Source organism: Agrobacterium leguminum, assembly GCF_015704895.1.
Lineage (GTDB): Bacteria > Pseudomonadota > Alphaproteobacteria > Rhizobiales > Rhizobiaceae > Agrobacterium > Agrobacterium leguminum.
On the sequence record NZ_JADQWB010000002.1, the window covers coordinates 548,032 to 571,649 of the forward strand.

Here is a 23,618-nt window from a genome sequence, read left to right on the forward strand (position 1 = left end):
AATGCGAAACCATTTTGCCCCGAAGGCACTGGCTGCACTTCTTTCCGTTTTTTCAGCAACGACGGCCTTGGCGCAATCGGCACCGACAGGAGCAGCGGCAGCCCGATATGACGCTGAATTTAATGCCTGGCTGAAAAAGGAAATCTGGCCTGAAGCCCGCAAGGCCGGTATTTCGCAGAAAACACTTGAGGCCACGCTCAGCGGTCTTTCCATCAGCTGGAACCTGCCCGATCTCGTCATTCCCGGCCAGAAGCCACCCAAGGAACAGAGCCAGAGTCAGGCGGAATTTTCTTCGCCCGGCGCCTATTTCTCCGAAAAACGGCTGCAGGGGCTGGCCGGCACCGGCCGCTCGCTTGCCGCCACCCATGCGGCAACGCTGCGCAGGATCGAGGCGAAATACGGCGTGCCCGGCGATATCATCGTTGCGATCTGGGGCCGTGAATCCGGTTTCGGCCGGGCGAAACTGCCGCATTCCGTGGTCGATGTGCTGGCAACGAAAGCCTATATGTCCACCCGTAAGGAGATGTTCCGCACCGAGCTGATCGATGCGCTGAAAATCGTCGAAAGCGGCGATATCGCAGCGTCACGCATGATGGGCTCCTGGGCCGGTGCGCTCGGCCAGCCGCAATTCATGCCGTCGAGCTATCTCAAATATGCCGTGGACTTCGATGGCGACGGCCATCGCGATATCTGGAATTCCGTACCGGATGCGCTGGCATCCATAGCGAACTATCTTTCCCAGCGCGGCTGGCAGCGCAATCGCGACTGGGGTTTCGAAGTGTCGATCCCCGCCAATGTCTCCTGCGCGCAGGAAGGCCCTGATCTTGCCCGGCCGGTGGCCGACTGGGCGAAGATGGGCATCACCCGCATTTCCGGAAAAGCTTTCCCGTCCAATGACCTATCCGCCGATGGCATGATGCTGGTGCCGGCCGGACGGCACGGACCGGAATTCGTGGTGACGCCGAATTTCTACGTCATCAAGGAATACAATAATTCCGATCTCTATGCGCTGTTCATCGGCAATCTCGCCGACCGCATCACCCATGGGGCCGGCCCGTTCAAGGGTGAATGGGGCAATGTCGGATCGATGCTGCGCTCGGATGTTCTCGCCATGCAGAAGGCGCTGGTGGCCAAAGGTTACGATGTCGGCAAGGCAGATGGGCTGGCCGGTTTCAAGACGCGGCGGTCGCTGGGCGACTGGCAGGCGAAAAACGGCCTCGCTCCGACCTGCTTTCCGGATGCGACGCTGAAGACGAAGCTGAAGTAGCGGTTGCTGGCAACGTGTGAAAACCTCTCCTCCGTCATGCTCGGGCCTGTCCCGAGCATCTGCAACCGATTGATTTAACGATAGGTGTTTGGATCCTCGGGACAGGCCCGAGGATGACGGGGAGTGTATGGGAAGGGCATCGCCACTCACTTAACCATCGCCTCTCAATGCTGATCGGTGTGGGGTTTATGAAAAATATCGTCGGTCGGCGGAATGGTCTGCCGCTCGATCATCCGGTGCACACGCGGCCGTGTCTTGCCGCGGTGAAGCTCGAGCAGCCGGTCCCAGGCCTCCGCATCCGCCTGGGTGCGGCGGTGGTTATGGCGGACATATTCCACCCATGTCGGCACGTGGTAGCTTTCGGTCCAGATATCGGGATTTTCCAGATCGCGCATCAGGTTCCAGTTGCGGGCACCGTCCCGGATGCGGATACGGCGGCGCTCGGCCATCAGCGGCAGGAATTCGCCGAGGTCCTCGTCGTGGATTTCATAGTCGATGAGGATGGCGATGGGGCCGCTGCGCGGCTTGATATCCAGCCTCAGCGGCGGTTCAACGAAACGGTTGAGCGGATCGAGATTGAGCGAAGCAAAAGCCGGCATGGCGAGCTTAAGACCGACGACGACGCCGAGCAGCATCAGTGCGCACGAACAGAGCAGCGAATAGGAAATGCCGTAATCTTCCGCCAGCTCGCCCCACAGCCAGCTACCGACCGCAATGCCGCCGAAGGTGAGCGTCTGGTAGAGCGAGAGCGCCCGGCCAACCACCCAGCGCGGGGTGGAGAGCTGGACGATGGTGTTGAAGAGCGATAGCGCCAGAACCCAGCAGGCGCCGGCAACGGTCAGCACCAGCGAAGTGACGATCGCACTCGTGCTCACAGCTGTTACGCCAGCGCTGAAGGCGAAGCCTAGAAATGCGACGCGCACGATCCATTCGCTGGACAGCACCTCGCGCAATCTGGCGCTGATCAGGGCACCGCCAATGGCACCGACGCCGAAGGCGCCCAGCATGACGCCGTAGGTCAAGGGGCCGCCTTCGACCAGATCGCGGGCAACGATGGGCATCAAGGCAAGGATGGCGCTGGCGGAAAGGCCGAAAAGGAAGCCGCGCACCAACACCTTGCCGATATTGGGCGACATCGCCACATAACGCATGCCGGCCGAAATGGCGGCCAGAAGCTGCTCGCGTGGCAGGGTCGACGCATATTTGGGCGGCTGCCAGCGAAACAGGGCGTAGATCAGCGTGAAATAGCTCAGCGCATTCACGAAAAACGCGGCAGCGGCGCCGGCGGCAGCAACGATGATGCCGCCGATTGCCGGGCCGACGCTGCGGGTGATGTTGAAGCCGACGCTGTTCAGCGTCACGGCGGCGGGCAAATCCTCGCGCGGCACCATTTCGCCGACGGAGGCCTGCCAGGACGGGTTGTTGAGCGCCGTGCCGCAGCCGATCATGAAGGTGAAGAAGAGCAGAAGCCACGGCGTGAGCCAGCCGGACCAGGCAAAAACCGTCAGCAGCACGGAAGCCGTCAGCATCAAAAGCTGCGCCGAAATCATGATGCGGCGGCGGTCGAAACTATCGGCCAGCGCCCCTGAAATCAGCGAGAACAGCATGATCGGTAAAGAGGTGGAGGCCTGCACCAGCGCGATCATGTTTTCCGAACTTGAGAGCGACGTCATCATCCATGCGGCGCCCACCGCCTGGATCAATCCGCCGAAATTCGAGGCAAGGCTGGCGATCCAGATTCGTCTGTAAGTCAAATGCCTTAAAGGCGCGAGTGGCGATTTACGGTCAGGCACGCTCTGTCCACTTGATGCAACTGCGATTTGTCAAACGGCAACTATAGACAGTGCCGGCAATCATGCCAGCCTTTCCGACATGGTAAGGGTGAAAATGTGGCCGAGCCGTCACTGAAACGCAGACGGCCGCGAAAACCTTGCAATCATGCCCGGATGGGTCTATATGAGCCCTGAAATTCTTGATCGCTTGATGAAGAGTGGGGCCGCAAGGCTCCGCTCTTTTTCGTTAGGCGAACCGGAAACCACGGGCAGAAGGCCCGGTGAACATCAAAGACCGGAAGGCCAGATGGCAGACACCGCACATGAACCGCGACTGATAACCGAAACGGGCATCGACCAGCGTATTGCCGAGATCATCGAGCCTGTTTTGACAGGCATGGGATATCTTCTGGTGCGCGTGCGGCTCTCCAACCAGAACGGCATGACGCTTCAGATAATGGCCGAGCGCGAAGACGGCACCATGACCGTCGAGGACTGCGAAGCCGTCTCCATGGCGATTTCACCGGTTCTTGATGTGGAAGATCCGGTCGATAAAGCGTATCATCTCGAAGTTTCCTCGCCCGGCATCGACCGGCCGATGGTTCGCAAATCGGATTTCACCCGCTGGCAGGGTCATCTGGTGAAGGTCGAAACCTCCATTCTGGTCGAGAACCGCAAGCGGTTTCGCGGCAAGATCGTCGAGGTCAATGCGGACGGCTTCAAGCTGGAACGCGACCAGATCGCCTATGGCGAGGAACCGACAGTCATCATTCCGTTCAGCGCGCTTTCGGATGCGAAGCTCATTCTGACGGACGATCTTATTCGTGATGCGCTGCGGGCAGACAAGGCGGCCAAGGCCGCCGCCGCAAACCAGAACGACGAAAACGAAGCAGACGAAGACTAATTCCAACGTAAAGCCCGGAAACAAGGGCGAACCCCGCAATCATGCGACTTACGGAGATAGAAAAATGGCAGTGAGTGCTAACCGGCTTGAGCTTCTGCAGATCGCCGATGCTGTGGCGCGCGAAAAGGTCATCGACCGCGAAATCGTGCTTGCCGCAATGGCCGACGCTATCCAGAAAGCCGCCCGCTCGCGCTATGGTTCGGAAACCAACATCCGCGCCGACATCAATTCCAAGACCGGCGAAATCCGCCTGCAGCGTCTTCTGGAAGTTGTCGAGGCCGCTGAGGATTATTCGACCCAGATCCCGCTGGAGCTGGCCCGCGACCGCAACCCGGACGCCAAGCTCGGCGACTTCATCGCCGATCCGCTGCCGCCGATGGATTTCGGCCGTATCGCCGCCCAGTCCGCCAAGCAGGTCATCGTGCAGAAGGTGCGTGAAGCCGAGCGTGACCGCCAGTATGACGAGTTCAAGGACCGCATCGGCGAAATCGTCAACGGCACCGTCAAGCGCGTCGAATATGGCAACGTCATCGTCGATCTCGGCCGTGGCGAAGGTATCATCCGTCGTGACGAAATGATCCCGCGGGAAAACATGCGTTACGGCGACCGTGTGCGCGCTTACGTCTACGACGTTCGCCGCGAACAGCGCGGCCCGCAGATTTTCCTGTCGCGTACCCATCCGCAGTTCATGGTGAAGCTCTTCACCATGGAAGTCCCGGAAATCTATGACGGCATCATCCAGATCAAGTCGGTTGCCCGTGATCCGGGTTCGCGCGCCAAGATCGCCGTCATCTCCAACGACTCGTCGATCGATCCGGTCGGCGCCTGCGTCGGTATGCGCGGTTCGCGCGTTCAGGCCGTTGTCGGTGAACTCCAGGGCGAAAAGATCGACATCATTCCGTGGAGCCAGGAACCGGCCTCCTTCATCGTCAACGCCCTGCAGCCGGCGGAAGTCGCCAAGGTCGTTCTGGATGAAGAATCCGAGCGCATCGAAGTGGTGGTTCCGGACGAGCAGCTGTCGCTCGCCATCGGCCGCCGCGGCCAGAACGTGCGTCTGGCATCGCAGCTGACCGGCTGGGATATCGACATCATGACCGAGCAGGAAGAATCCGAGCGCCGCCAGAAGGAATTCAACGAGCGCACGGCCCTGTTCATGGAAGCCCTCGACGTCGACGAGATGGTCGGTCAGGTTCTGGCCTCCGAAGGCTTCGCGCAGGTCGAAGAACTGGCCTATGTCGATCTCGACGAAATTTCCTCGATCGACGGTTTCGATGAAGACACCGCCGATGAAATCCAGACCCGCGCCCGCGAATATCTGGAACGCCTGGAAGCCGAGATGGACGCCAAGCGCAAGGAACTCGGCGTTTCCGACGAGCTGCGCCAGATCGACGGCCTGACCTCGCAGATGATGGTGGCGCTGGGTGAAGACGGCATCAAGACCATCGAGGATTTTGCCGGTTGTGCCGCAGACGATCTCGTTGGCTGGAGCGAGCGCAAGGACGGCGAGACCAAGAAGTTCGAAGGCATCTTCTCCAAGCTCGATGTTTCGCGCATCGAGGCCGAGAACATGGTGGTACAGGCCCGTCTTCTGGCAGGCTGGATCACCGCCGAGGAGCTTGCTTCCGCAGAGGAAGCCGATCCTGAGGCTGCCGAGGAGGCGGATACCGCCGAACAGGAATGATATCGCAGGCGCATGAGCCGGATGAGCTGCCCGAAACGGATGACGACGGGCGGCTCAAGGGCGACGTCAATGGACGTATGTGCATTGTGACACGGCAAAGCGGATCGCCCGATGAGCTGATCCGCTTCGTCGCAGGGCCGGACGGCAGCGTCGTTCCGGATCTGAAACGCCAATTGCCGGGGCGCGGCTGCTGGGTAACACCCGAGCGCGCCCTGATCGAGAAAGCCATCGCGAAGAAGCTATTCGCACGGGCGCTCAAACGCGACGTCAAGGCCGGGCCGGAGCTTCTTGCTCTTCTCGATCGGCTGATGGCGCAGCAGCTTGCAGGCATGATGAACATGGCGCGCAAGGCGGGCCAGTTCATCAGCGGCGCGATGAAAGTCGACGCCGCCGTCCGTTCGGGGAATGCGATCGCCGTGTTCCACGCGACCGATGCTGCGGCAGACGGCGTGAGAAAACTGGACCAGGCCCGCAAGGCCTGGGCGCTCGGCAGCGATGCCGGCAACGAAATTCCGTCCTTCCGGCTCTTCAGCGGCGCCGAAATGGACGAGTTGATGGGCCAGAATGCTTTTATCCATGCCTGCGCGCTTGCAGGGCAGGCGGGTGAGGGTGTAGTGAAGCGCGCAACGATGCTTGAGCAGTACCGTCTTGGCGGTCGATCTCAGGCGGAACGCGACGCTGCCCGGACAGAACAATGACGCGGTTGCCCGATATGAACGGTCGCCGCGTTCTGATGCAGCAATTGAACGACGAGACCTGATGAACGTCATCCGGTTCTCGTCCGAAGGAACGGGAACGGAATGACCGACAACAACGACGACAAGACACTTAACGCGCCTGCCAAGAAGACTCTCACCCTCAAGCCGGGCGGGATGAATCAGGGCACCGTGCGGCAGGATATGGGTCGAGGTCGCACGAACGCGGTTGTCGTGGAAACACGCAAGCGCCGCCCCATGCGTCCTGAAGACGAGAAGCAGGTTCATTCGGTTGCAGCGCCCGCTCCGAAGCCGGCCGCCCCTGCCCCCGCGGCAGCACCGCGTCCGCAGGCGCCACAGCAGCGCATTCACCAGCCAAGCGGCCAGCAGCAGCGTCCGGGTTCCTCCCAGCCGCAGCAGCGTCCCGGCTCGTCCGCACCGCAGCAGCGCCAGCCTGAGCGTCCGCGCGGCAACGTCCTGCACGACCTGTCGGCAGGCGAGATGGAAGCCCGCCGCCGTGCGCTGATGGAAGCACAGGCCCGCGACGTGATCGAAGCCAAGCAGCGCGCCGAAGACGAAGCGCGCCGCAAGGTGGAAGAAGAGCGCCGCATCGCCGCCGAAAAGGAAGAGGCCGCACGCCGCGCCGCCGAAGAGGCCGCAGCCGCCAAGGTGGCCGCAAGCCAGCCTGCCGTGGAAGCAAAGCCGGAACCGGTCGATGAAAAGCCGGCTACCGCCGCTCAGCCGGCGCCGCGCGCCGAGGCTCGTCCTCAGCCCGCCGCTGCCACCCCCGCTCGCGCAACTCCCGAAACCGCCGCTCCGCGCGGACGCCGTACCGATGGCGACGACGAGGACGATCGCGGTGCACGCCGTGGCAACCTGCCGGTCCGTGGCAAGGTCGCCGCGCCTGCACCGGCAAAGCCCGCAGCCCGCCTGAAGACGGAAGAAGAACGCCGTCGCGGCAAGCTGACCGTCACCTCGTCCAACCTGGATGAAGACGGCACGCCGCGCGGACGCTCCATGGCATCCATGCGCCGCCGCCAGGAAAAATTCCGCCGCAGCCAGATGCAGGAGACCCGTGAAAAGGTCATGCGCGAAGTGATCCTGCCGGAAACCATCACCATTCAGGAACTGTCGCAGCGCATGTCCGAACGCGCCGTCGACGTCATCAAGTTCCTGATGAAGGAAGGCCAGATGATGAAGCCGGGCGACGTGATCGACGCCGATCTGGCGGAACTGATCGCCGTCGAATTCGGCCACACCGTCAAGCGCGTTTCTGAATCCGACGTGGAAGAAGGCATCTTCAACCAGGCAGACGACGAAGGCGAAATGCTGCCGCGTCCGCCGGTTGTCACGATCATGGGCCACGTCGACCACGGCAAGACCTCGCTGCTCGACGCCATTCGTCAGGCGAATGTGGTCGCAGGCGAAGCCGGTGGCATCACCCAGCATATCGGTGCCTATCAGGTCGAAAAGAACGGCCAGAAGATCACCTTCATCGACACCCCCGGCCACGCCGCCTTCACGGCCATGCGTGCCCGCGGTGCGCAGGCGACGGATATCGCCGTTCTGGTGGTCGCCGCTGACGACAGCGTGATGCCGCAGACGATCGAGTCTATCAATCATGCCAAGGCGGCCGGTGTTCCGATCGTCGTTGCGATCAACAAGATCGACAAGCACGAGGCAAACCCCGAAAAGGTTCGCCAGCAGCTCCTGCAGCACGAAGTGTTCGTGGAATCCATGGGCGGTGAAGTGCTTGACGTGGAAGTTTCCGCCAAGAAGCAGCTCGGTCTCGACAAACTGCTTGAAGCGATCCTGCTGCAGGCTGAAATTCTCGACCTCAAGGCAGATCCGAACCGTACCGCAGAAGGTACCGTCATCGAAGCGGAACTCGACCGCGGCCGTGGTGCCGTCGCCACGGTTCTCGTGCAGAAGGGTACGCTGAAGCCTGGTCAGATCATCGTGGCTGGCGACCAGTGGGGCCGCGTTCGCGCCCTCGTCAACGACAAGGGTGAACACGTCAAGGAAGCCGGTCCGGCCATGCCTGTCGAGGTTCTCGGTCTTTCCGGTACGCCATCTGCCGGTGACCGTTTCGCGGTTGTCGAAAACGAAAGCCGTGCTCGCGAGATTTCCGAGTACCGCCAGCGTCTGGCACGCGACAAGGCTGTCGCACGTCAGACGGGCCAGCGCGGTTCGCTGGAACAGATGATGAGCCAGTTGCAGACTTCGGGAATGAAGGAATTCCCGCTGGTCATCAAGGCAGACGTGCAGGGTTCGGTCGAAGCCATTATCGCTTCGCTCGACAAGCTCGGCACCGACGAAGTCCGCGCTCGTATCGTTCACTCAGGCGCTGGCGCCATCACGGAATCGGATATCTCGCTTGCCGAGGCATCCAACGCCGCGATCATCGGCTTCAACGTTCGCGCCAACGCACAGGCACGCACGGCTTCCGAACGCGCCGGCATCGAGATCCGCTACTACAACATCATCTACGATCTGGTGGATGACGTGAAGGCAGCGATGTCGGGCCTCCTGTCGCCGGAGCGTCGCGAGACCTTCCTCGGCAACGCGGAAATCCTCGAAGTGTTCAACATCACCAAGGTCGGCAAGGTCGCGGGTTGCCGCGTCACCGAAGGCAAGGTGGAACGTGGTGCAGGCGTTCGTCTCATTCGCGACAACGTCGTCATTCACGAAGGCAAGCTCAAGACGCTCAAGCGCTTCAAGGACGAAGTGGCAGAAGTGCCGGTCGGTCAGGAATGCGGTATGGCGTTCGAGAACTACGAAGATATCCGCGCAGGCGATATCATCGAGTGCTTCCGCGTCGAGCACATCACAAGAACGCTCTAAGCCATGCTGGCTTATGGCCTGAAAACGAAATGGACGGCAGCTCTGCTCGCCGTCTGTTTTCTTTTCGCGCACCCTGCCATTGCGGAAGTTTGCGACAAAGCAGGATGGGAACCAGAGGACGGCGTCGTTACCCTGTCTTCTGAGATAATAAGCGGGATAATTAGGTCGACCTTGGCGACTCTGCTGATCGCTCTGGGAGCATATAAGCGCTGGTTCTGGCTTGTTTGGTCCATGATGCTATATTTGCTGCTGGGGCTAATGGTTACGCTTTACGAGCCGCTTCTTGGAGATCCAAACGATCCATATATTGAAGCCATGATTAGAGAAGGCTGTCTGCACTCGCTATCGTGGATCATCATTACAGCCTCATTAAGCGTCCCGCTCCTTATAGGAACTGCAATTGTGCTTCAACGAACAACAAAAAGCCTGAGATAAAATGGCAAAAGCTACATCATCGGCCCCTTCGCAACGCATGCTGCGTGTAGGCGAACAGGTGCGCGCCGCCCTGACACAAATTCTCCAGCGCGGTGAAGTCCGCGACGATCTGATCGAAGGCACCGTCATTTCCATCTCGGAAGTGCGCATGTCTCCCGATCTGAAGATCGCCACCGCCTACGTGACGCCACTTGGCGTCGCCGATCACACCGACATCATCACGGCACTAAACCGCCACGCCAAGTTCATGCGCGGCCGCCTTGGTCCGCAGCTTCGGCAGATGAAATACATGCCGGAACTGCGTTTCCGCGACGATACGAGTTTCGACAATTACCAGAAGATCGACGCACTCCTGCGGTCACCGGAGGTGCAGCGCGATCTTGGACCTTCAAACGAAAAAGACGACGAACAGAACTGAAGCATGTCCAAACCACGCAAACAGCAAAACCGCAAACCCAAGGGCCGTCCGATTTCCGGTTGGCTCATTCTCGACAAGCCGCTGGATTTCGGCTCCACCGAGGCCGTTTCCAAGATCAAATGGCTGTTCAACGCCCAGAAGGCCGGCCATGCCGGCACGCTCGATCCGCTAGCTTCCGGCATGCTGCCGATCGCGCTTGGCGACGCCACCAAGACCGTCCCCTATGTCATGGACGGCCGGAAAATCTACGAATTCACCGTCACCTGGGGTGAGCAGCGCGCGACCGACGATCTGGAAGGCGAGGTGGTCGAATCCTCCGATCTGCGCCCTGACGAACAGGCGATCCGCGATATCCTGCCCAATTACACTGGCGTTATCATGCAGACACCGCCGCAATTTTCGGCCATCAAGATCGCCGGCGAGCGCGCCTATGATCTGGCGCGTGACGGCGAGACGGTGGAAATCCCGGCGCGGGAGGTGGAAATCCATCGCCTGACGCTGCTTGCCTGTCCGGACGCCAACACCGCGCATTTCGAAGTGGAATGCGGCAAGGGTACTTATGTACGGGCACTGGCGCGCGACATGGGCCGCGATCTCGGCTGCTTCGGCCATATTTCGGAACTGCGCCGCACCATGGTCGCCCCCTTCGGTGAAGACATGATGGTGCCGCTCGAAACCTTGACGGCACTGGAAGCAGTGGAGGATCGCGACGAGCGACTGGAGGCGCTGGATGCCTTCCTGATCGACACGGCCGAGGCGCTTTCCGCCCTTCCCCGCCTCATCATCAACGATGACCAGGCGCACCGGCTGAAAATGGGCAACCCCATCCTGCTGCGCGGGCGCGATGCACCGGCCAATCATCCGGAAGCCTATGCCACCGCGCATGGCAAGCTCGTCGCCATTGGCGAAATCGGCGAAGGCGAATTCCGGCCGAAGCGTGTTTTCGGCTGAAACGGGCTCTATCTATTTGTTTTACGCGTTTCCGGACGGAAAACCGCTTCGCACTTTTCCTGGAAACGCTCATGGAGGCGCTGTCAATCGCCTCTTTCAATTGCACCCGGAATAGTTTATAGGCAGCGCCAGCTTGGGCTTTGCCTATGCTGCTGAATGGCCAGAGCTGGACGACATCCCGGCTTTAGGCGTCCCATTTTTCCTTAAAACAGAAAGGATCGTCCGATGTCGATTACTGCAGAGCGCAAAGCCGCCCTCATCAAGGAATATGCCACGAAGGAAGGCGACACCGGTTCGCCGGAAGTTCAGGTTGCTATCCTGACCGAGCGGATCAACAACCTGACCGGTCACTTCAAGGACCACAAGAAGGACAACCACTCCCGTCGTGGCCTTCTGACGCTGGTTTCGAGCCGTCGTTCGCTTCTCGACTATCTGAAGAAGAAGGACGAAGCCCGTTACACCAAGCTGATCGGTGCTCTCGGCATTCGCCGCTAATAACTTCTCCGGCGGGTTTCGCAACGATGCCCGCCGGTTTTTATATCCGGCCTTCGAGGCCACAGAAATTTCCGGGCGTTCGCCGCAAATGTGGCCCCGGACGATAAGGGTGACCCGGATGGGCCGGTGCCGCCTTTTTCAACCGCAGACCTGTCATGGGGCAGGATTGCCGGATGCTTGCTTTTCGAAGCCTCCCGCTGTCTTGCCCGTGATTGAGTCACAGCGCTGCTTCCGCCGGTACGACGCCGGAGCGGGCAGCCACAACCAAGGACAAGATATGTTCAATCAACACTCCGTGGAAATCGAATGGGCAGGCCGCCCGCTGAAGCTCGAGACCGGCAAGGTTGCCCGTCAGGCTGACGGCGCCGTCATCGCAACCTACGGCGAGACGATGGTTCTCGCGACCGTGGTTTCCGCAAAGTCTCCGAAGCCGGGCCAGGACTTCTTCCCGCTGACCGTCAACTATCAGGAAAAGACCTACGCAGCCGGCAAGATCCCCGGTGGCTACTTCAAGCGCGAAGGCCGTCCGAGCGAAAACGAAACGCTGGTTTCGCGCCTGATCGACCGTCCGATCCGCCCGCTTTTCCCGGAAGGCTACAAGAATGACACGCAGGTCGTCGTCACCGTCATCCAGCACGATCTGGAAAACAACCCCGACATTCTGTCGATGGTCGCCACTTCGGCTGCGCTGACCCTTTCCGGCATTCCGTTCATGGGTCCGATCGGCGGCGCACGCGTTGGCTACATCAACGGTGAATACGTTCTGAACCCGCATCTGGACGAGATGGAAGAATCCACGCTCGACCTGGTTGTCGCCGGTACCTCCGACGCCGTTCTGATGGTTGAATCCGAAGCCAAGGAACTCAACGAAGACGTCATGCTCGGCGCCGTCATGTTCGGCCACAAGGGCTTCCAGCCGGTTATCGACGCGATCATCAAGCTCGCCGAAGTTGCCGCCAAGGAACCGCGCGAATTCGAACCGGAAGATTTCTCCGCGCTCGAAAACGAAATGCTGGCGCTCGCCGAAGCCGAACTGCGCGACGCCTACAAGATCACCGAAAAGGCAGCCCGCTACGCCGCCGTTGACGCCGTTAAGGCAAAGGTGAAGGCGCACTTCCTGCCGGAAGAAGGCGAAGCCAAGTACACGCCGGAAGAAATCGGCGCTGTCTTCAAGCACCTTCAGGCGAAGATCGTTCGCTGGAACGTTCTCGACACCAAGAGCCGTATCGATGGCCGCGACCTGTCGACCGTTCGTCCGATCATCTCGGAAGTCGGCCTTCTGCCGCGCACGCACGGTTCGGCACTGTTCACCCGCGGTGAAACCCAGGCGATCGTTGTCGCGACCCTCGGCACCGGCGAAGATGAGCAGTATGTCGACAGCCTCACCGGCATGTACAAGGAACGCTTCCTGCTGCATTACAACTTCCCGCCCTACTCGGTCGGCGAAACAGGCCGCATGGGTTCCCCGGGCCGTCGCGAAATCGGTCACGGCAAGCTCGCATGGCGCGCTATCCGCCCGATGCTGCCGACTGCGGAACAGTTCCCCTACACGCTGCGCGTCGTTTCCGAAATCACCGAGTCCAACGGCTCCTCGTCGATGGCAACGGTTTGCGGCACCTCGCTTGCACTGATGGACGCCGGCGTTCCGCTGGCAAAGCCGGTTGCCGGTATCGCCATGGGCCTCATCCTTGAAGGCGAGCGCTTTGCGGTTCTCTCCGACATCCTCGGTGACGAAGATCACCTCGGCGATATGGACTTCAAGGTTGCGGGTACTGCCGACGGCATCACCTCGCTGCAGATGGACATCAAGATCGCCGGTATCACCGAAGAGATCATGAAGATCGCTCTGGAGCAGGCACAGGGTGGCCGCAAGCACATCCTCGGCGAAATGGCCAATGCCATCACCGAGAGCCGCAGCCAGCTCGGCGAATTCGCACCACGCATCGAAGTTATGAACATTCCGGTCGACAAGATCCGTGAAGTCATCGGTTCCGGCGGCAAGGTCATTCGCGAAATCGTCGAGAAGACCGGCGCGAAGATCAACATCGAAGACGACGGCACCGTCAAGATCGCTTCTTCTTCCGGCAAGGAAATCGAAGCGGCCCGCAAGTGGATCCACTCCATCGTTGCGGAACCGGAAGTCGGCCAGATCTACGAAGGCACGGTTGTGAAGACCGCTGACTTCGGCGCTTTCGTCAACTTCTTCGGCGCCCGTGACGGCCTCGTCCACATCTCGCAGCTCGCTTCCGAGCGTGTCGCCAAGACCTCTGACGTCGTCAAGGAAGGCGACAAGGTCTGGGTGAAGCTGATGGGCTTCGACGAGCGTGGCAAGGTTCGCCTGTCCATGAAGGTTGTCGACCAGGCAACCGGCAAGGAAGTCGCTGCCGACAAGAAGAAGGAAGACGGCGAAGCCGCTGCCGAATAAGGCCGCGCCGCCAGACCCTATCGAGGCGCGGGTTTTGCCCGCGCCTTTTTTTCGTTTTGTTATCGTTTGTCTTTTCTGGAAAACCGGTTTCCACTTTTCCCTGACAAACTCCATCCTACCTCGAGGACGCTCCCATGAGCCGTGACGCCGTGAAAACCCTTTTCCATCCCTTCGCCTCGGACATGCTTTCCATGCCGAAAGAGGGCGAACGCGTTCTGTTTCTGGGAGCGGAAGCCGGTCCCCGGCTGGACGGTTTTGACGCGGAGATCGTCGCGGTTCAGCATCTACGGCCGCTTTATCGTGCTCTGCAGGCTCAGGGCGCAGAGGTGACACCGGATATTTCGGGCGAGGATTACGATGCGGCGCTGCTGCTCTGCGGCAAACATCGCGGCGAGAATGAAAACCGCGTCGCCGAAGCGCTTTCGCGCGTGAAGGCCGGTGGCCTGATCGTCGCGGCCGGATCGAAGGAAGACGGCATCGTGACGCTGCGCAAGACGCTGGCAAAGCTTGGCATCGAAGCGGAATCGACGCCGAAGTATCACGGCGTCGCTCTCTGGTTCAAACGGCCGGACGATGTTGCAGCCGTCGTATCGAAGCTCGCTCAAAAGCCCGTCACGGTCGAAGGCCGCTTCACCGCCCTGCCCGGCATGTTCTCCCATGACCGCGTGGATGACGGCTCGGAACTGCTCGCATCGCGCCTGCCGACCGATTTTGACGGCAATGCCGCCGATTTCGGCGCGGGCTGGGGTTATCTCTCCGTCATGCTGGCCGAGAAATCGCCGCGCACGGCCCGTATCGATCTGTTCGAGGCGGACTGGAATGCGCTGGAATTCGCCAAAACCAATCTTCTCGAAAACAATCCGCGGCTGACGGCGCGCTTCTTCTGGCAGGATCTGGCAAACGAACCGCCGAAGGAAAAATACGATCTCATCATCATGAACCCGCCTTTCCATGCGGCGGGACAGGCAGCAGAACCTGCTCTCGGGCAGGCTTTCATCAAGGCTGCCGCCGGCGCGCTGCGCAGCGGCGGCAAGCTGCTGATGGTCGCCAATCGTGGCATGCCCTATGAGCCGGTGCTCGCGGCGGAATTCCGCACCAGCACTGAAGTGTGCCGCAATGCCCGCTTCAAGATTCTGAGCGCCCAGAAATAATCAACTCGGCAGAATAATCAGCTCAGCAGCCATGCCCACAGCGACACGGAAAGAACGCCTGTCGCCGTGGAAATGCTGATGGTGGAGGCCGCAACGCTGTGGCCGATGCCAAAGCGGTTGGCGATCAGCCAGGCATTCACGCCCGTCGGCACGGAAGATGTGAGCACAAGCGCTGCCGTCCATTCCCGGCTGAGGCCGAGAAAGTGACCCATAGCCCAGACACAGGCCGGGAAAAACAGTAGCTTGAACACCGTCATGGTGACGGCAATGCCGAGATTGCCGCGAATGGTGTATTTCGTCAGCGCCATTCCGAGCGAGATAAGCGCCGCCGGCCCCGCCATGGAGGCGATCTGATCGACCACGGTTTTCAGGATGGGCGTCAGCGCCACGCCGGAAACATTGGTCGAAAGCCCGATGAACAGGCCGATCACCAAAGGATTGGTGATGAGGTTGCGGCCCACCTGCTTGAAGACCGCCGCCATGCTTCGCTTTTCTCCGCCGACCGCCTTGTGCGTGGCGTTTTCCATCAGGATCGTGCCGGCGATCATCATCACCGGCAAGTGGATGGCCAGCAGAATGGAGAGAGCCACCAGCCCCTCATCCCCGACGGAGCGCCCGACGAGCGGCAGGCCGATGAAGATATTGTTGGCAAAGGCGGAGGAAATGCCGGCAATGACGGCGATGCGGACATCCTGCTTGAAGACATAACGGGTGACGATATGCCCGACCGTCCAGGTGACGGCCACGCCGGCGAAATAGGCGATCCAGAGCCGGAAGGGCGAAGCACCGTGAAAATTCGCTTCCGCAAGTGTGCGGAAGATCAAGGTCGGCACGGCGATCTTGAACACGAAATCGCTGAGGATATCGCCGGCATCGGCCCTGAACAGACCGGCCTTGACGGTGAGCCAGCCGATCAGGATGAGAATGAAAATCGGGGCGACATTCGCGGCAACGGCAGACATGGAGGGAAAGCTTTCGCGGCTTTTGCGGGAGATACTCCGCTTTAGAGCCTTTTCCACGGGAATGGAATCGCGAAAACGCTCCCACTGTTTGTTTTCGCCAAATGGGCGCCCAAGAAGGAGGAGGCCAGTGAGCCGCTTCGGGCAGAAAGCGCATCTTGGCCCGTAAAATTCGCAAGGCCGAACGTTGCCCAAAAGAAAAAGCGGGGTCTCCCCCGCCTTTTGTGTCCGTTATATGCCGCCAGTACATCCGTGGCGGAGATAACGGTTGAGCCAGAAGACCATCATGTCTTCCATTCCGGTATGCATTCACACACCTTTTGCTCTGACAAATGAAATAGCTTAACCACATTACAGGCAGATGACGCGTTTTCGCTCCTCGCGGAGAACCGCATATTTTCTGTTTGGGCTTTTCTTGCCGCCAGAAATGTTTAAGACCTTTCGAAAAATACGCACACACCGTGCGAAACGGATAGGGCCTATGACGAAATTCGACGTACTGACTGTCGGCAATGCCATCGTCGACATCATTTCCCGCTGCGATGATCGCTTTCTCAACGACAATGCCATTACCAAAGGCGCGATGAACCTCATCGATGCGGAACGGGCCGAGTTGCTTTACTCGCTGATGGGACCGGCTCTCGAAGCCTCCGGCGGCAGCGCTGGCAACACGGCAGCGGGCGTGGCGAATTTCGGCGGCAAGGCCGCCTATTTCGGTAAGGTGGCCGAAGACCAGCTCGGCGAAATCTTCCAGCACGATATTCGCGCGCAGGGCGTCTATTTCGAAACCAAGCCGGAAGGCACCTTCCCGCCGACTGCGCGTTCGATGATCTTCGTCACCGAAGATGGAGAGCGTTCGATGAATACCTATCTCGGCGCCTGCGTCGATCTCGGTCCTGAAGACGTGGAAGAAGACGTGGTGGCGGATACGAAAGTCACCTACTTCGAGGGTTACCTTTGGGACCCGCCGCGCGCCAAGGACGCCATTCGCGAATGCGCCCGCATTGCCCATGAAAACGGCCGCGAAGTCTCCATGACGCTTTCCGACAGCTTCTGCGTCGGCCGCTATCGCGACGAATTCCTCGACCTGATGCGCTCCGGTACTGTGGACATTGTTTTCGCCAACAAGCAGGAAGCGCTTTCGCTATACGAAACCGACGATTTCGAGCTTGCTCTGACCAAAATCGCAGCCGACTGCAAGATCGCAGCGGTGACGATGAGCGAGGAAGGCGCCGTCATCCTGCGCGGCATGGAACGTGTGAAGGTCGAAGCCTATCCGGTGCATGATGTGGTCGACACGACGGGCGCCGGTGATCTTTTCGCCGCCGGCTTCCTGTTCGGTTATACGCAGGACCGGTCGCTCGAAGATTGCGGCAAGCTCGGCTGCCTTGCGGCTGCCGCCGTCATTCAGCAGGTCGGGCCGCGCCCGATGTCATCGCTCAAGGCGCTTGGCGAGAAGCACGGCCTTATTTAAAGGCTTCACCGGGGTAAGCACCCCAGATTTCGCCCTGCGAAACCCAGCCCGAGGCCTGGCCGGCCTCGGCGCGGCACCAGTCGCCATTGCATTCGCCGATCCTGAAGACGACGCCCGGCTCAAGCCGCGCCACGACGGAAGCGCCCGACTGCGCCTCGCGGCGCATGTTCACGTAAACTTCCTTGCCCTTGCCACGCATCCACGGAGCCGCAACGGCCGTGCGCTCACCGGAAAGCAGAGCCTGGTTGACCCAGCCTTCCGTCCCATCAGCATCGCGGATGCGCCGCCAGTTTTCATATTCCTGAATGATTTCCACCGGCATTCCCGATTTGAGATACATCCATGACACGGCATAATCCGTGCTCGGTCCGATGCGCATGTTGACGCGCTTGGATTTCAGGCTGACAAAACGTGGCAGCGGCAAACCACTTGCGCCTTTGGCGGCACCCTGCGCCATGGCGTCGGTTGCCGCACCGAGGAGGCCCAAAGACAATGCAATGCAAACGATAGAAACCACACTGCGCATGCCCATTTCCGTTTCCTGCCTTCTGCAAACCGGATGATATTTAAGGAGGCTCGCTTCCACATGCCTCAAGCTTCAGCGAGTTTTGTTTGTCTTCGCCGGTGGGTCTGGTAGAAACGCCCTGATTGAAAGAAATTATCGCTCTTTCTGGTTAATGACTTCTGAACAAGGCAGCGGCAAACGATGACCCACAAGAAGAGACCGACAGTCTATATCACCCGCAAATTGCCTGACGTCGTCGAAACCAGAATGCGCGAACTCTTCGATGCCGAACTGAATATCGACGATACGCAGCGAAGCGAAGACGAGCTTGTGGCCGCCTTGCAGCGGGTCGACGTTCTGGTACCCACCGTCACCGACCGCATCACCGCCGCGATGATCGAGCAGGCCGGACCGCAGCTGAAGCTGATCGCGAGCTTTTCCAACGGTATCGACCATGTGGATGTGGATGCAGCCGCCCGAAAGGGCATTACCGTCACCAATACGCCCAACGTGCTGACCGAGGACACCGCTGACATTACGATGGCGCTGGCGCTTGCCGTGCCACGCCGCATGATCGAAGGCACACGCGTGCTCGCCAATGGTGCGGACGAATGGCTCGGCTGGTCACCGACCTGGATGCTCGGGCGGCGCATTTCCGGCAAGCGCATCGGCATTGTCGGCATGGGTCGCATCGGAACGGCGGTGGCGCGACGCGCCAAGGCCTTCGGGCTTTCCATTCATTATCACAACCGCAAGCGCGTCAATCCGGCGACGGAAGCGGAGCTTGAGGCGACCTATTGGGACAGTCTCGACCAGATGCTGGCGCGGGTGGATATCGTCTCCGTCAATTGCCCCTCGACGCCCGCAACCTATCACCTGATCTCAGCCCGGCGGCTGGCGCTGATGCAGCCGACCAGTTACATCGTGAATACGGCGCGCGGCGATATCATCGATGAGGCGGCCATGATCCAGTGCCTGCGCGAAGGCAAGATCGCCGGCGCCGGTCTCGATGTCTATGAGAATGAGCCCGCGGTGAATCCCAAGCTCATCAAGCTCGCCAAGGAAGGCAAGGTCGTGCTGCTTCCGCATATGGGCTCTGCGACGATCGAAGGCCGTATCGAAATGGGCGACAAGGTCATCATCAATATCCGCACGCTGTTCGACGGCCACCGTCCGCCGAACCGGGTGCTGCCGGGGCGGAACTGAGCCGGTTCGGGCCGCAATCTTTCGATCATGGGGAGGGAGAATTCAATGGGTATCCGGGCGAAGTTCTTGGCGCTGATCTCCGTTCTGCTCATGCTGGTCGGCGGTCCGGCCTGGGCCGCTTCACCTTCCCCTGAAGAGACTGCGGAACTCTATTATCGCGCCTGGCTGAATTTTGATCGCGCCAGCATGTCCCGCCTGAACAGGGAATGGGGGGCTTCGGGTGGCGGCCCGCGCTACACCGATATGGAACTGGTTGTGGACCCGGTCGCGTGGCAGCGCAAGAACAGGGGTATGCATTCACCCAAGGGGACGACGAACGAACAATCGGAGCAGTTCGCAAGGCTCTGGGTGGCGAGTACAGAGCGGGCGCGTTGTAAGGCGGAACCTGCGCGTCTCGGTGCACAAACGCCCACGGGTGTTGTTGTGGCGCGAATCAAGATGAACTGCTCTCTGCCGGATGTCGCGCCAGCCTTCCAGCGGTTGAAGGCCAGCGCAAATGCGAACGAGACAGGCGATAGAACGCGCATGCCGTCCGTAAGGCTGATGAAGCAGATGGTGGAAGCGACGAAGGCGGCTCCTCTCACCCACAAGGTCAGCACGGAAATCCAGCTCTTCAGCGGGCCTGACAAAGCTGTGTGGCGGGTCGGGTCGGCAGAAAACCAGCCGCAGACCGGCATTGACCGCGTCTCCTCCGTTTTTCTCTCCCAGATGGTGCAATCCGGCCTTTTGCAATAGGCTCTGCGATTGGCGAAGGACGCAGTGGGGTCGGCTGAAGGCAATTTTAACCGAGGAACTTGGTCATCTCGATTGAGGTCGTGCGATCGTAACCGGCATGGGCGTTTTCAGCGGTCTTGACGAAACCCCAGGCGGCGAATCTGGCGTGATTGGCGATGAGTTCGATGCGGGTTTCCAGCCGCAGCGCCGGCAGCGCCAGTTCGCGGGCCAGCGCTTCGGACTTCTGCACAAGCATCCTGCCGATACCCTTTCCCTGTGCTTTCGGCGAAACGCATAACTTGCCTATATAAAGACAGGTCGGCTCCGGCCTGCAAAACAGGCAGCCCAGCAGTTCATCGTCGTTCAGTGCGACGAAAGCGATCTCCACCCTCGCCTTCTCGGCAAGATTTTCCAGCGTCAGGCGATGGGCCGACGACGGCGGGTCGATAACGCCATCCATATAAGCAAAGGAGGACATGATGAGCGCCAGCAATTCCTGCCAGCGATCGAACTCCTCCCCGATCCTGACAATCTTCATCATGGTTTTTTTCCCGCTGACCGCCGCTTGTAGCGCACGGTTTCGAAACGGGCCGAGAGGGCGTCATAGAGGAGCAGGCGGCCGATCAGCGGCTCGCCGGCACCGGTGATAACCTTGATCGCCTCCATGGCCATAAGCGTGCCGATGACCCCGGTCAGCGCGCCGACAATGCCTGTTTCAGCGCAATTGGGAATGAGGCCCTGCGGCGGCGGTTCCGGAAACAGGTCACGATAGCCGGGCAACAGAGCGCCCTCGGCATTCGTCTCATAGGGTTTCAGCACCGTCACCGAACCATCAAAACGGCCGACAGCCCCCGTTACCAACGGTCTTTTCGCGGCCTCCGCCGCATCGGCGGCGGTATAACGCGTATCGAAATTGTCCGAGCCGTCGATCAGGAGATCGAAGGATGGCAGATGGTCATGCGCCCAGACCTGCGAAAAGCGCTCTTCATAAACAAGCGTGCGGACATGCGGATTGAGCCGGGCGATGGCCTTGCGCGCGCTCTCCGTCTTCAGCTCCCCGATCGTACCGGTATCGTGGATCACCTGTCGCTGCAGATTGGACAGGGAAACCACATCGTCATCGATCATGCCGAGCGTGCCGACACCGGCGGCTGCAAGATAATGCAGGACAGGAGCGCCGAGACCGCCGGCCCCGATGACCAGCACACGCGCCGCCTTCAGCCGCTGCTGACCCACGCCGCCGATTTCCGGCAACAGGATATGACGCTTGTAGCGTTCGATTTCTTCCGGGCTCAGCGGGTCCATGTCGCCCTCCATGTCTTAGCCGTCATGCGGTGATGCTCCCGTGGGATACATTGAAGAATTGCGCCCTGTCGCCAAGGGCGGAGAACATCGCCGTATCCGTTCCGGTCATAAAACTCTGGCCGCCAAGCGCATGAATGAGATCGAACAGAGCCGCCCGCCTGCCCTCATCCAGATGGGCGGCAATCTCGTCCAGCAGCAGAACCGGCGCATGACCAGTCATATTGGCGGTCAGCTGCGCATGTGCAAGCACCAGCCCCACCAGCAGCGCCTTCTGTTCTCCGGTTGAGCAGCGCTCAGCCTCCATGTCCTTTTCCGCATGGCGCACGAAGAGATCGACGCGGTGCGGCCCATCCAGTGTGCGGCCGGCAGCGGCGTCACGATACCGGCCATCGCGCAACATAAGCCTGTATTCATCCTCCAGATCGACGGCGGGACGATTGAGCCCATCGTCCATGAAACCGGAGAGAGAAAGCACCGCCGAGGGAAAAGCGGCATTGCCCGCCCGCCCCTCGATCAGGCTCTTCAAGAGGCCGAGCATTTCATAACGCGCGACCGCCATGGAAATGCCGAGTTCGGCCATCTGCTTTTCGATGCCGTCCAGCCAGACCGGATCGAAGCGGCCTTCGGAAAGCAGCCGGTTGCGGCCACGCATGGCCTTTTCGAAATCGCTTGCCCGCCTTCCGTGAGCGGGATCGAGCGACAGCACCAGCCGGTCGAGGAAACGCCGGCGATCCGAGGACGAGCCGGTAAAGAGACCGTCCATAGCGGGCGTCAGCCACAATACCCGCAGATGGTCGGTCAATTCGTCGACGGATTTCACTGGCGTCCCGTTCAGTCTCAGGCGACGCGACACCACCTCGCCATCCCCTTCAATTCCCGTACCGATAGCGACTTCGCCATCCATGCCCTCGACATCGGCGAAGATCGAAAAACCGGTGGCTTCGGCCCCTACCCGCGTCACATCAGACAGGGTGGCGCGGCGCAGGCCCCTTCCGGGTGAAAGAAAGGAGACGGCCTCCAGAAGATTGGTCTTGCCGGAACCGTTGTCGCCCGTCAGCACCACATGGCGGTCATCGAGCGTGAGCGCAGCTGCCGCATAATTGCGGAAGTCCGTGAGTTTCAGCCGTAAAAGCGACACCTTGTTCGTCATGTTTACGGCCTAAAACGAACATGGACGGATAGCAAGGTGGCGAACGTCCGTCCGCACCCGAAGACCGCCGCTACAGTGCAATTCATTCTCCAGTAGCAACTTTTTTAGTCGCCGGTTATTTATGAGCCGGTCCTCATCACCGGTAGCCCATTCATGCGCCTGATCTTTTCTCTCTTTCTCACTCTCGGTCTTCTCTCCTCCTGCGCAGGCCGACCGGGAGCGGATGTGCTGGAGGCCATCAACACCAGGACCCACGGCACGAAAATCGTGACCGCCTTCGTGGCGAGCACGCGGGAGAAAAATACGGACGCGAAAAAGGGCTTCGGCACGGCGCGAGCAATGGAGCCAAACTACGCCAGTTTCGATATTTCCATTCCGCCCACCCATAAAAGCGGAAAAATCGAATGGGCCAGCGGCAAGCCCGACCCGAAAAAGGATTTCGTCGTCACTAGGGCCGATATGCTGACGAAGACGCGCTTTAATGCCGATCTCGGCGACGTAGCCCGCTCCGGCAAGCAGATCGCACTTTTTGTACACGGCTATAATTACAGCTATCAGGAAGCTCTGTTCCGCGCGGCGCAGATGGCGGCAGATGCCAATATGAACGGCGTGCCGCTGGTCTTTTCCTGGCCGTCGCAAGCCTCTGTCGCCGGCTATGTGGCCGACAAGGAGTCCGCGACTTTTTCACGCGATGCGCTCGCCGCAATGTTGATCGATCTCACCCGGCAGACCCCTAAGAAGAGCGTCGTCGTGTTCGGGCACAGCATGGGCGGCTGGCTGGTCATGGAGGCGCTGCGGCAATTGCGCTTCCAGGGCAGGAACGATGTCATCGCCAAGCTGCAGGTGGTGTTGGCTGCGCCCGATATCGATGCCGATGTCTTCCGCAAGCAGATCGAGGTTGTCGGCCGGCTCAGCCCGCCGCTCACCGTTCTCGTTTCCAAGGACGACCGCGCGCTCAAAGCCTCTTCCATCCTCGGTGCGGACGTTACCCGTATTGGCGCGCTGGATGTCACCGATCGCCAAGTGCAGGAGGCCGCCCTCAAGGAGGGCGTGCAATTCGTCGACATCTCCAATCTGAAGGCGTCGGACCCGCTCAACCACGACCGCTATGCGGCGCTGGCCTCCATGGTGCCGCAACTTGAGGCAAGCAGGCGCGGGGGTGATATCAACAGCGCCGGAGCCTTTGTTTTCGATGCGATCGGCGCCACCGTCGCCAGCCCCTTCCGCCTTGCGAGCCAGGTGGTGAACCCGCAATAGTTTTTGCGGG

The 23,618-nt window shown here is 60.3% G+C and carries 21 protein-coding genes; 15 read left to right on the top strand and 6 right to left on the bottom strand.

The window, feature by feature from the left end; translation table 11 throughout:
• The first annotated feature begins 1 nt into the window (after position 1).
• The gene (locus I3J13_RS05600) at positions 2-1,267 is read left to right on the top strand and encodes a lytic murein transglycosylase (protein ID WP_196378219.1); all 1,266 of its coding nucleotides are present in this window, start codon (positions 2-4) and stop codon (positions 1,265-1,267) included.
• A 164-nt stretch (positions 1,268-1,431) separates the two neighbouring features.
• Here the strand turns inward: I3J13_RS05600 and I3J13_RS05605 are convergent, their stop codons facing one another.
• Positions 1,432-3,060 (bottom strand): MFS transporter, encoded by a 1,629-nt coding sequence (locus tag I3J13_RS05605; protein ID WP_003524308.1) that lies wholly within the window; start codon positions 3,058-3,060, stop codon positions 1,432-1,434.
• 286 nt (positions 3,061-3,346) lie between these two features.
• On the opposite strand from I3J13_RS05605, the gene rimP reads away from it, so the two are divergent.
• The 10 genes from rimP to I3J13_RS05655 all read left to right on the top strand — a co-directional run bounded on the left by rimP (position 3,347) and on the right by I3J13_RS05655 (position 15,038).
• The gene (gene rimP / locus I3J13_RS05610) at positions 3,347-3,943 is read left to right on the top strand and encodes a ribosome maturation factor RimP (RefSeq protein WP_059758925.1); all 597 of its coding nucleotides are present in this window, start codon (positions 3,347-3,349) and stop codon (positions 3,941-3,943) included.
• A gap of 64 nt (positions 3,944-4,007) precedes the next feature.
• A complete protein-coding gene (gene nusA / locus I3J13_RS05615; protein ID WP_196378220.1) occupies positions 4,008-5,624 on the top strand; it encodes a transcription termination factor NusA in 1,617 nt (538 codons plus the stop codon).
• Entirely contained in the window at positions 5,621-6,322 is a 702-nt protein-coding gene (locus I3J13_RS05620; RefSeq protein ID WP_059758920.1) for an RNA-binding protein, read from the top strand. The genes nusA and I3J13_RS05620 overlap by 4 nt, the downstream gene beginning before the upstream one ends.
• A 102-nt stretch (positions 6,323-6,424) precedes the next feature.
• Positions 6,425-9,163 (top strand): translation initiation factor IF-2, encoded by a 2,739-nt coding sequence (infB, locus tag I3J13_RS05625; RefSeq protein WP_196378221.1) that lies wholly within the window; start codon positions 6,425-6,427, stop codon positions 9,161-9,163.
• Positions 9,164-9,166: 3 nt separating this feature from the next.
• Positions 9,167-9,598, top strand: a complete 432-nt coding sequence (locus tag I3J13_RS05630) for a hypothetical protein (RefSeq protein WP_020812678.1) — start codon at positions 9,167-9,169, stop codon at positions 9,596-9,598.
• Position 9,599: 1 nt separating this feature from the next.
• Positions 9,600-10,016 (top strand): 30S ribosome-binding factor RbfA, encoded by a 417-nt coding sequence (gene rbfA, locus I3J13_RS05635; protein ID WP_003507167.1) that lies wholly within the window; start codon positions 9,600-9,602, stop codon positions 10,014-10,016.
• A 3-nt stretch (positions 10,017-10,019) separates the two neighbouring features.
• Positions 10,020-10,967, top strand: coding sequence for a tRNA pseudouridine(55) synthase TruB (gene truB / locus I3J13_RS05640; RefSeq protein ID WP_196378222.1), 948 nt, complete (start codon positions 10,020-10,022; stop codon positions 10,965-10,967).
• A gap of 225 nt (positions 10,968-11,192) precedes the next feature.
• Positions 11,193-11,462 (top strand): 30S ribosomal protein S15, encoded by a 270-nt coding sequence (rpsO, locus tag I3J13_RS05645; protein ID WP_004439050.1) that lies wholly within the window; start codon positions 11,193-11,195, stop codon positions 11,460-11,462.
• Between the two features lie 277 nt (positions 11,463-11,739).
• Positions 11,740-13,887, top strand: coding sequence for a polyribonucleotide nucleotidyltransferase (pnp, locus tag I3J13_RS05650; RefSeq protein ID WP_059758914.1), 2,148 nt, complete (start codon positions 11,740-11,742; stop codon positions 13,885-13,887).
• A gap of 134 nt (positions 13,888-14,021) precedes the next feature.
• Positions 14,022-15,038: a class I SAM-dependent methyltransferase gene (locus tag I3J13_RS05655; protein WP_020812682.1), complete on the top strand. Its 1,017-nt coding sequence runs from the start codon at positions 14,022-14,024 to the stop codon at positions 15,036-15,038.
• Positions 15,039-15,055: 17 nt separating this feature from the next.
• Here the strand turns inward: I3J13_RS05655 and I3J13_RS05660 are convergent, their stop codons facing one another.
• Complete coding sequence (locus I3J13_RS05660) at positions 15,056-16,000, bottom strand: AEC family transporter (RefSeq protein WP_196378223.1); 945 nt, start codon at positions 15,998-16,000, stop codon at positions 15,056-15,058.
• Positions 16,001-16,478: 478 nt separating this feature from the next.
• On the opposite strand from I3J13_RS05660, the gene I3J13_RS05665 reads away from it, so the two are divergent.
• Positions 16,479-17,471 carry an adenosine kinase gene (locus tag I3J13_RS05665; protein WP_196378224.1) on the top strand — a complete coding sequence of 331 codons (993 nt, stop codon included), beginning with the start codon at positions 16,479-16,481 and terminating at the stop codon, positions 17,469-17,471.
• On the opposite strand, the gene I3J13_RS05670 is transcribed toward I3J13_RS05665, so the two are convergent.
• The gene (locus I3J13_RS05670; protein WP_026363850.1) at positions 17,464-17,997 is read right to left on the bottom strand and encodes an SH3 domain-containing protein; all 534 of its coding nucleotides are present in this window, start codon (positions 17,995-17,997) and stop codon (positions 17,464-17,466) included. The two genes, I3J13_RS05665 and I3J13_RS05670, sit on opposite strands and share 8 nt — an antisense overlap.
• A 180-nt stretch (positions 17,998-18,177) precedes the next feature.
• Between I3J13_RS05670 and I3J13_RS05675 the strand changes: the two genes are divergently transcribed.
• Together I3J13_RS05675 and I3J13_RS05680 are read left to right on the top strand one after the other, a co-directional pair.
• The gene (locus I3J13_RS05675) at positions 18,178-19,182 is read left to right on the top strand and encodes a 2-hydroxyacid dehydrogenase (RefSeq protein WP_174055809.1); all 1,005 of its coding nucleotides are present in this window, start codon (positions 18,178-18,180) and stop codon (positions 19,180-19,182) included.
• 45 nt (positions 19,183-19,227) lie between these two features.
• The gene (locus tag I3J13_RS05680) at positions 19,228-19,917 is read left to right on the top strand and encodes a hypothetical protein (RefSeq protein ID WP_196378225.1); all 690 of its coding nucleotides are present in this window, start codon (positions 19,228-19,230) and stop codon (positions 19,915-19,917) included.
• A gap of 46 nt (positions 19,918-19,963) precedes the next feature.
• Here I3J13_RS05680 and I3J13_RS05685 read toward each other — a convergent pair whose 3' ends face one another.
• Genes I3J13_RS05685 through recF form a run of 3 tightly spaced genes read right to left on the bottom strand, consistent with a single transcriptional unit; the run spans position 19,964 to position 22,351 of the window.
• Positions 19,964-20,437, bottom strand: coding sequence for a GNAT family N-acetyltransferase (locus I3J13_RS05685; RefSeq protein ID WP_196378226.1), 474 nt, complete (start codon positions 20,435-20,437; stop codon positions 19,964-19,966).
• Complete coding sequence (locus I3J13_RS05690; protein ID WP_196378227.1) at positions 20,434-21,201, bottom strand: molybdopterin-synthase adenylyltransferase MoeB; 768 nt, start codon at positions 21,199-21,201, stop codon at positions 20,434-20,436. Before I3J13_RS05690 ends, I3J13_RS05685 begins: the two co-directional genes overlap by 4 nt.
• A gap of 22 nt (positions 21,202-21,223) precedes the next feature.
• Positions 21,224-22,351 carry a DNA replication/repair protein RecF gene (gene recF, locus I3J13_RS05695; protein WP_196378228.1) on the bottom strand — a complete coding sequence of 376 codons (1,128 nt, stop codon included), beginning with the start codon at positions 22,349-22,351 and terminating at the stop codon, positions 21,224-21,226.
• A gap of 153 nt (positions 22,352-22,504) precedes the next feature.
• On the opposite strand from recF, the gene I3J13_RS05700 reads away from it, so the two are divergent.
• On the top strand, positions 22,505-23,608 hold the full coding sequence (locus I3J13_RS05700) for an alpha/beta hydrolase (RefSeq protein WP_196378229.1): 1,104 nt from the start codon (positions 22,505-22,507) through the stop codon (positions 23,606-23,608).
• Positions 23,609-23,618 lie beyond the last annotated feature (10 nt).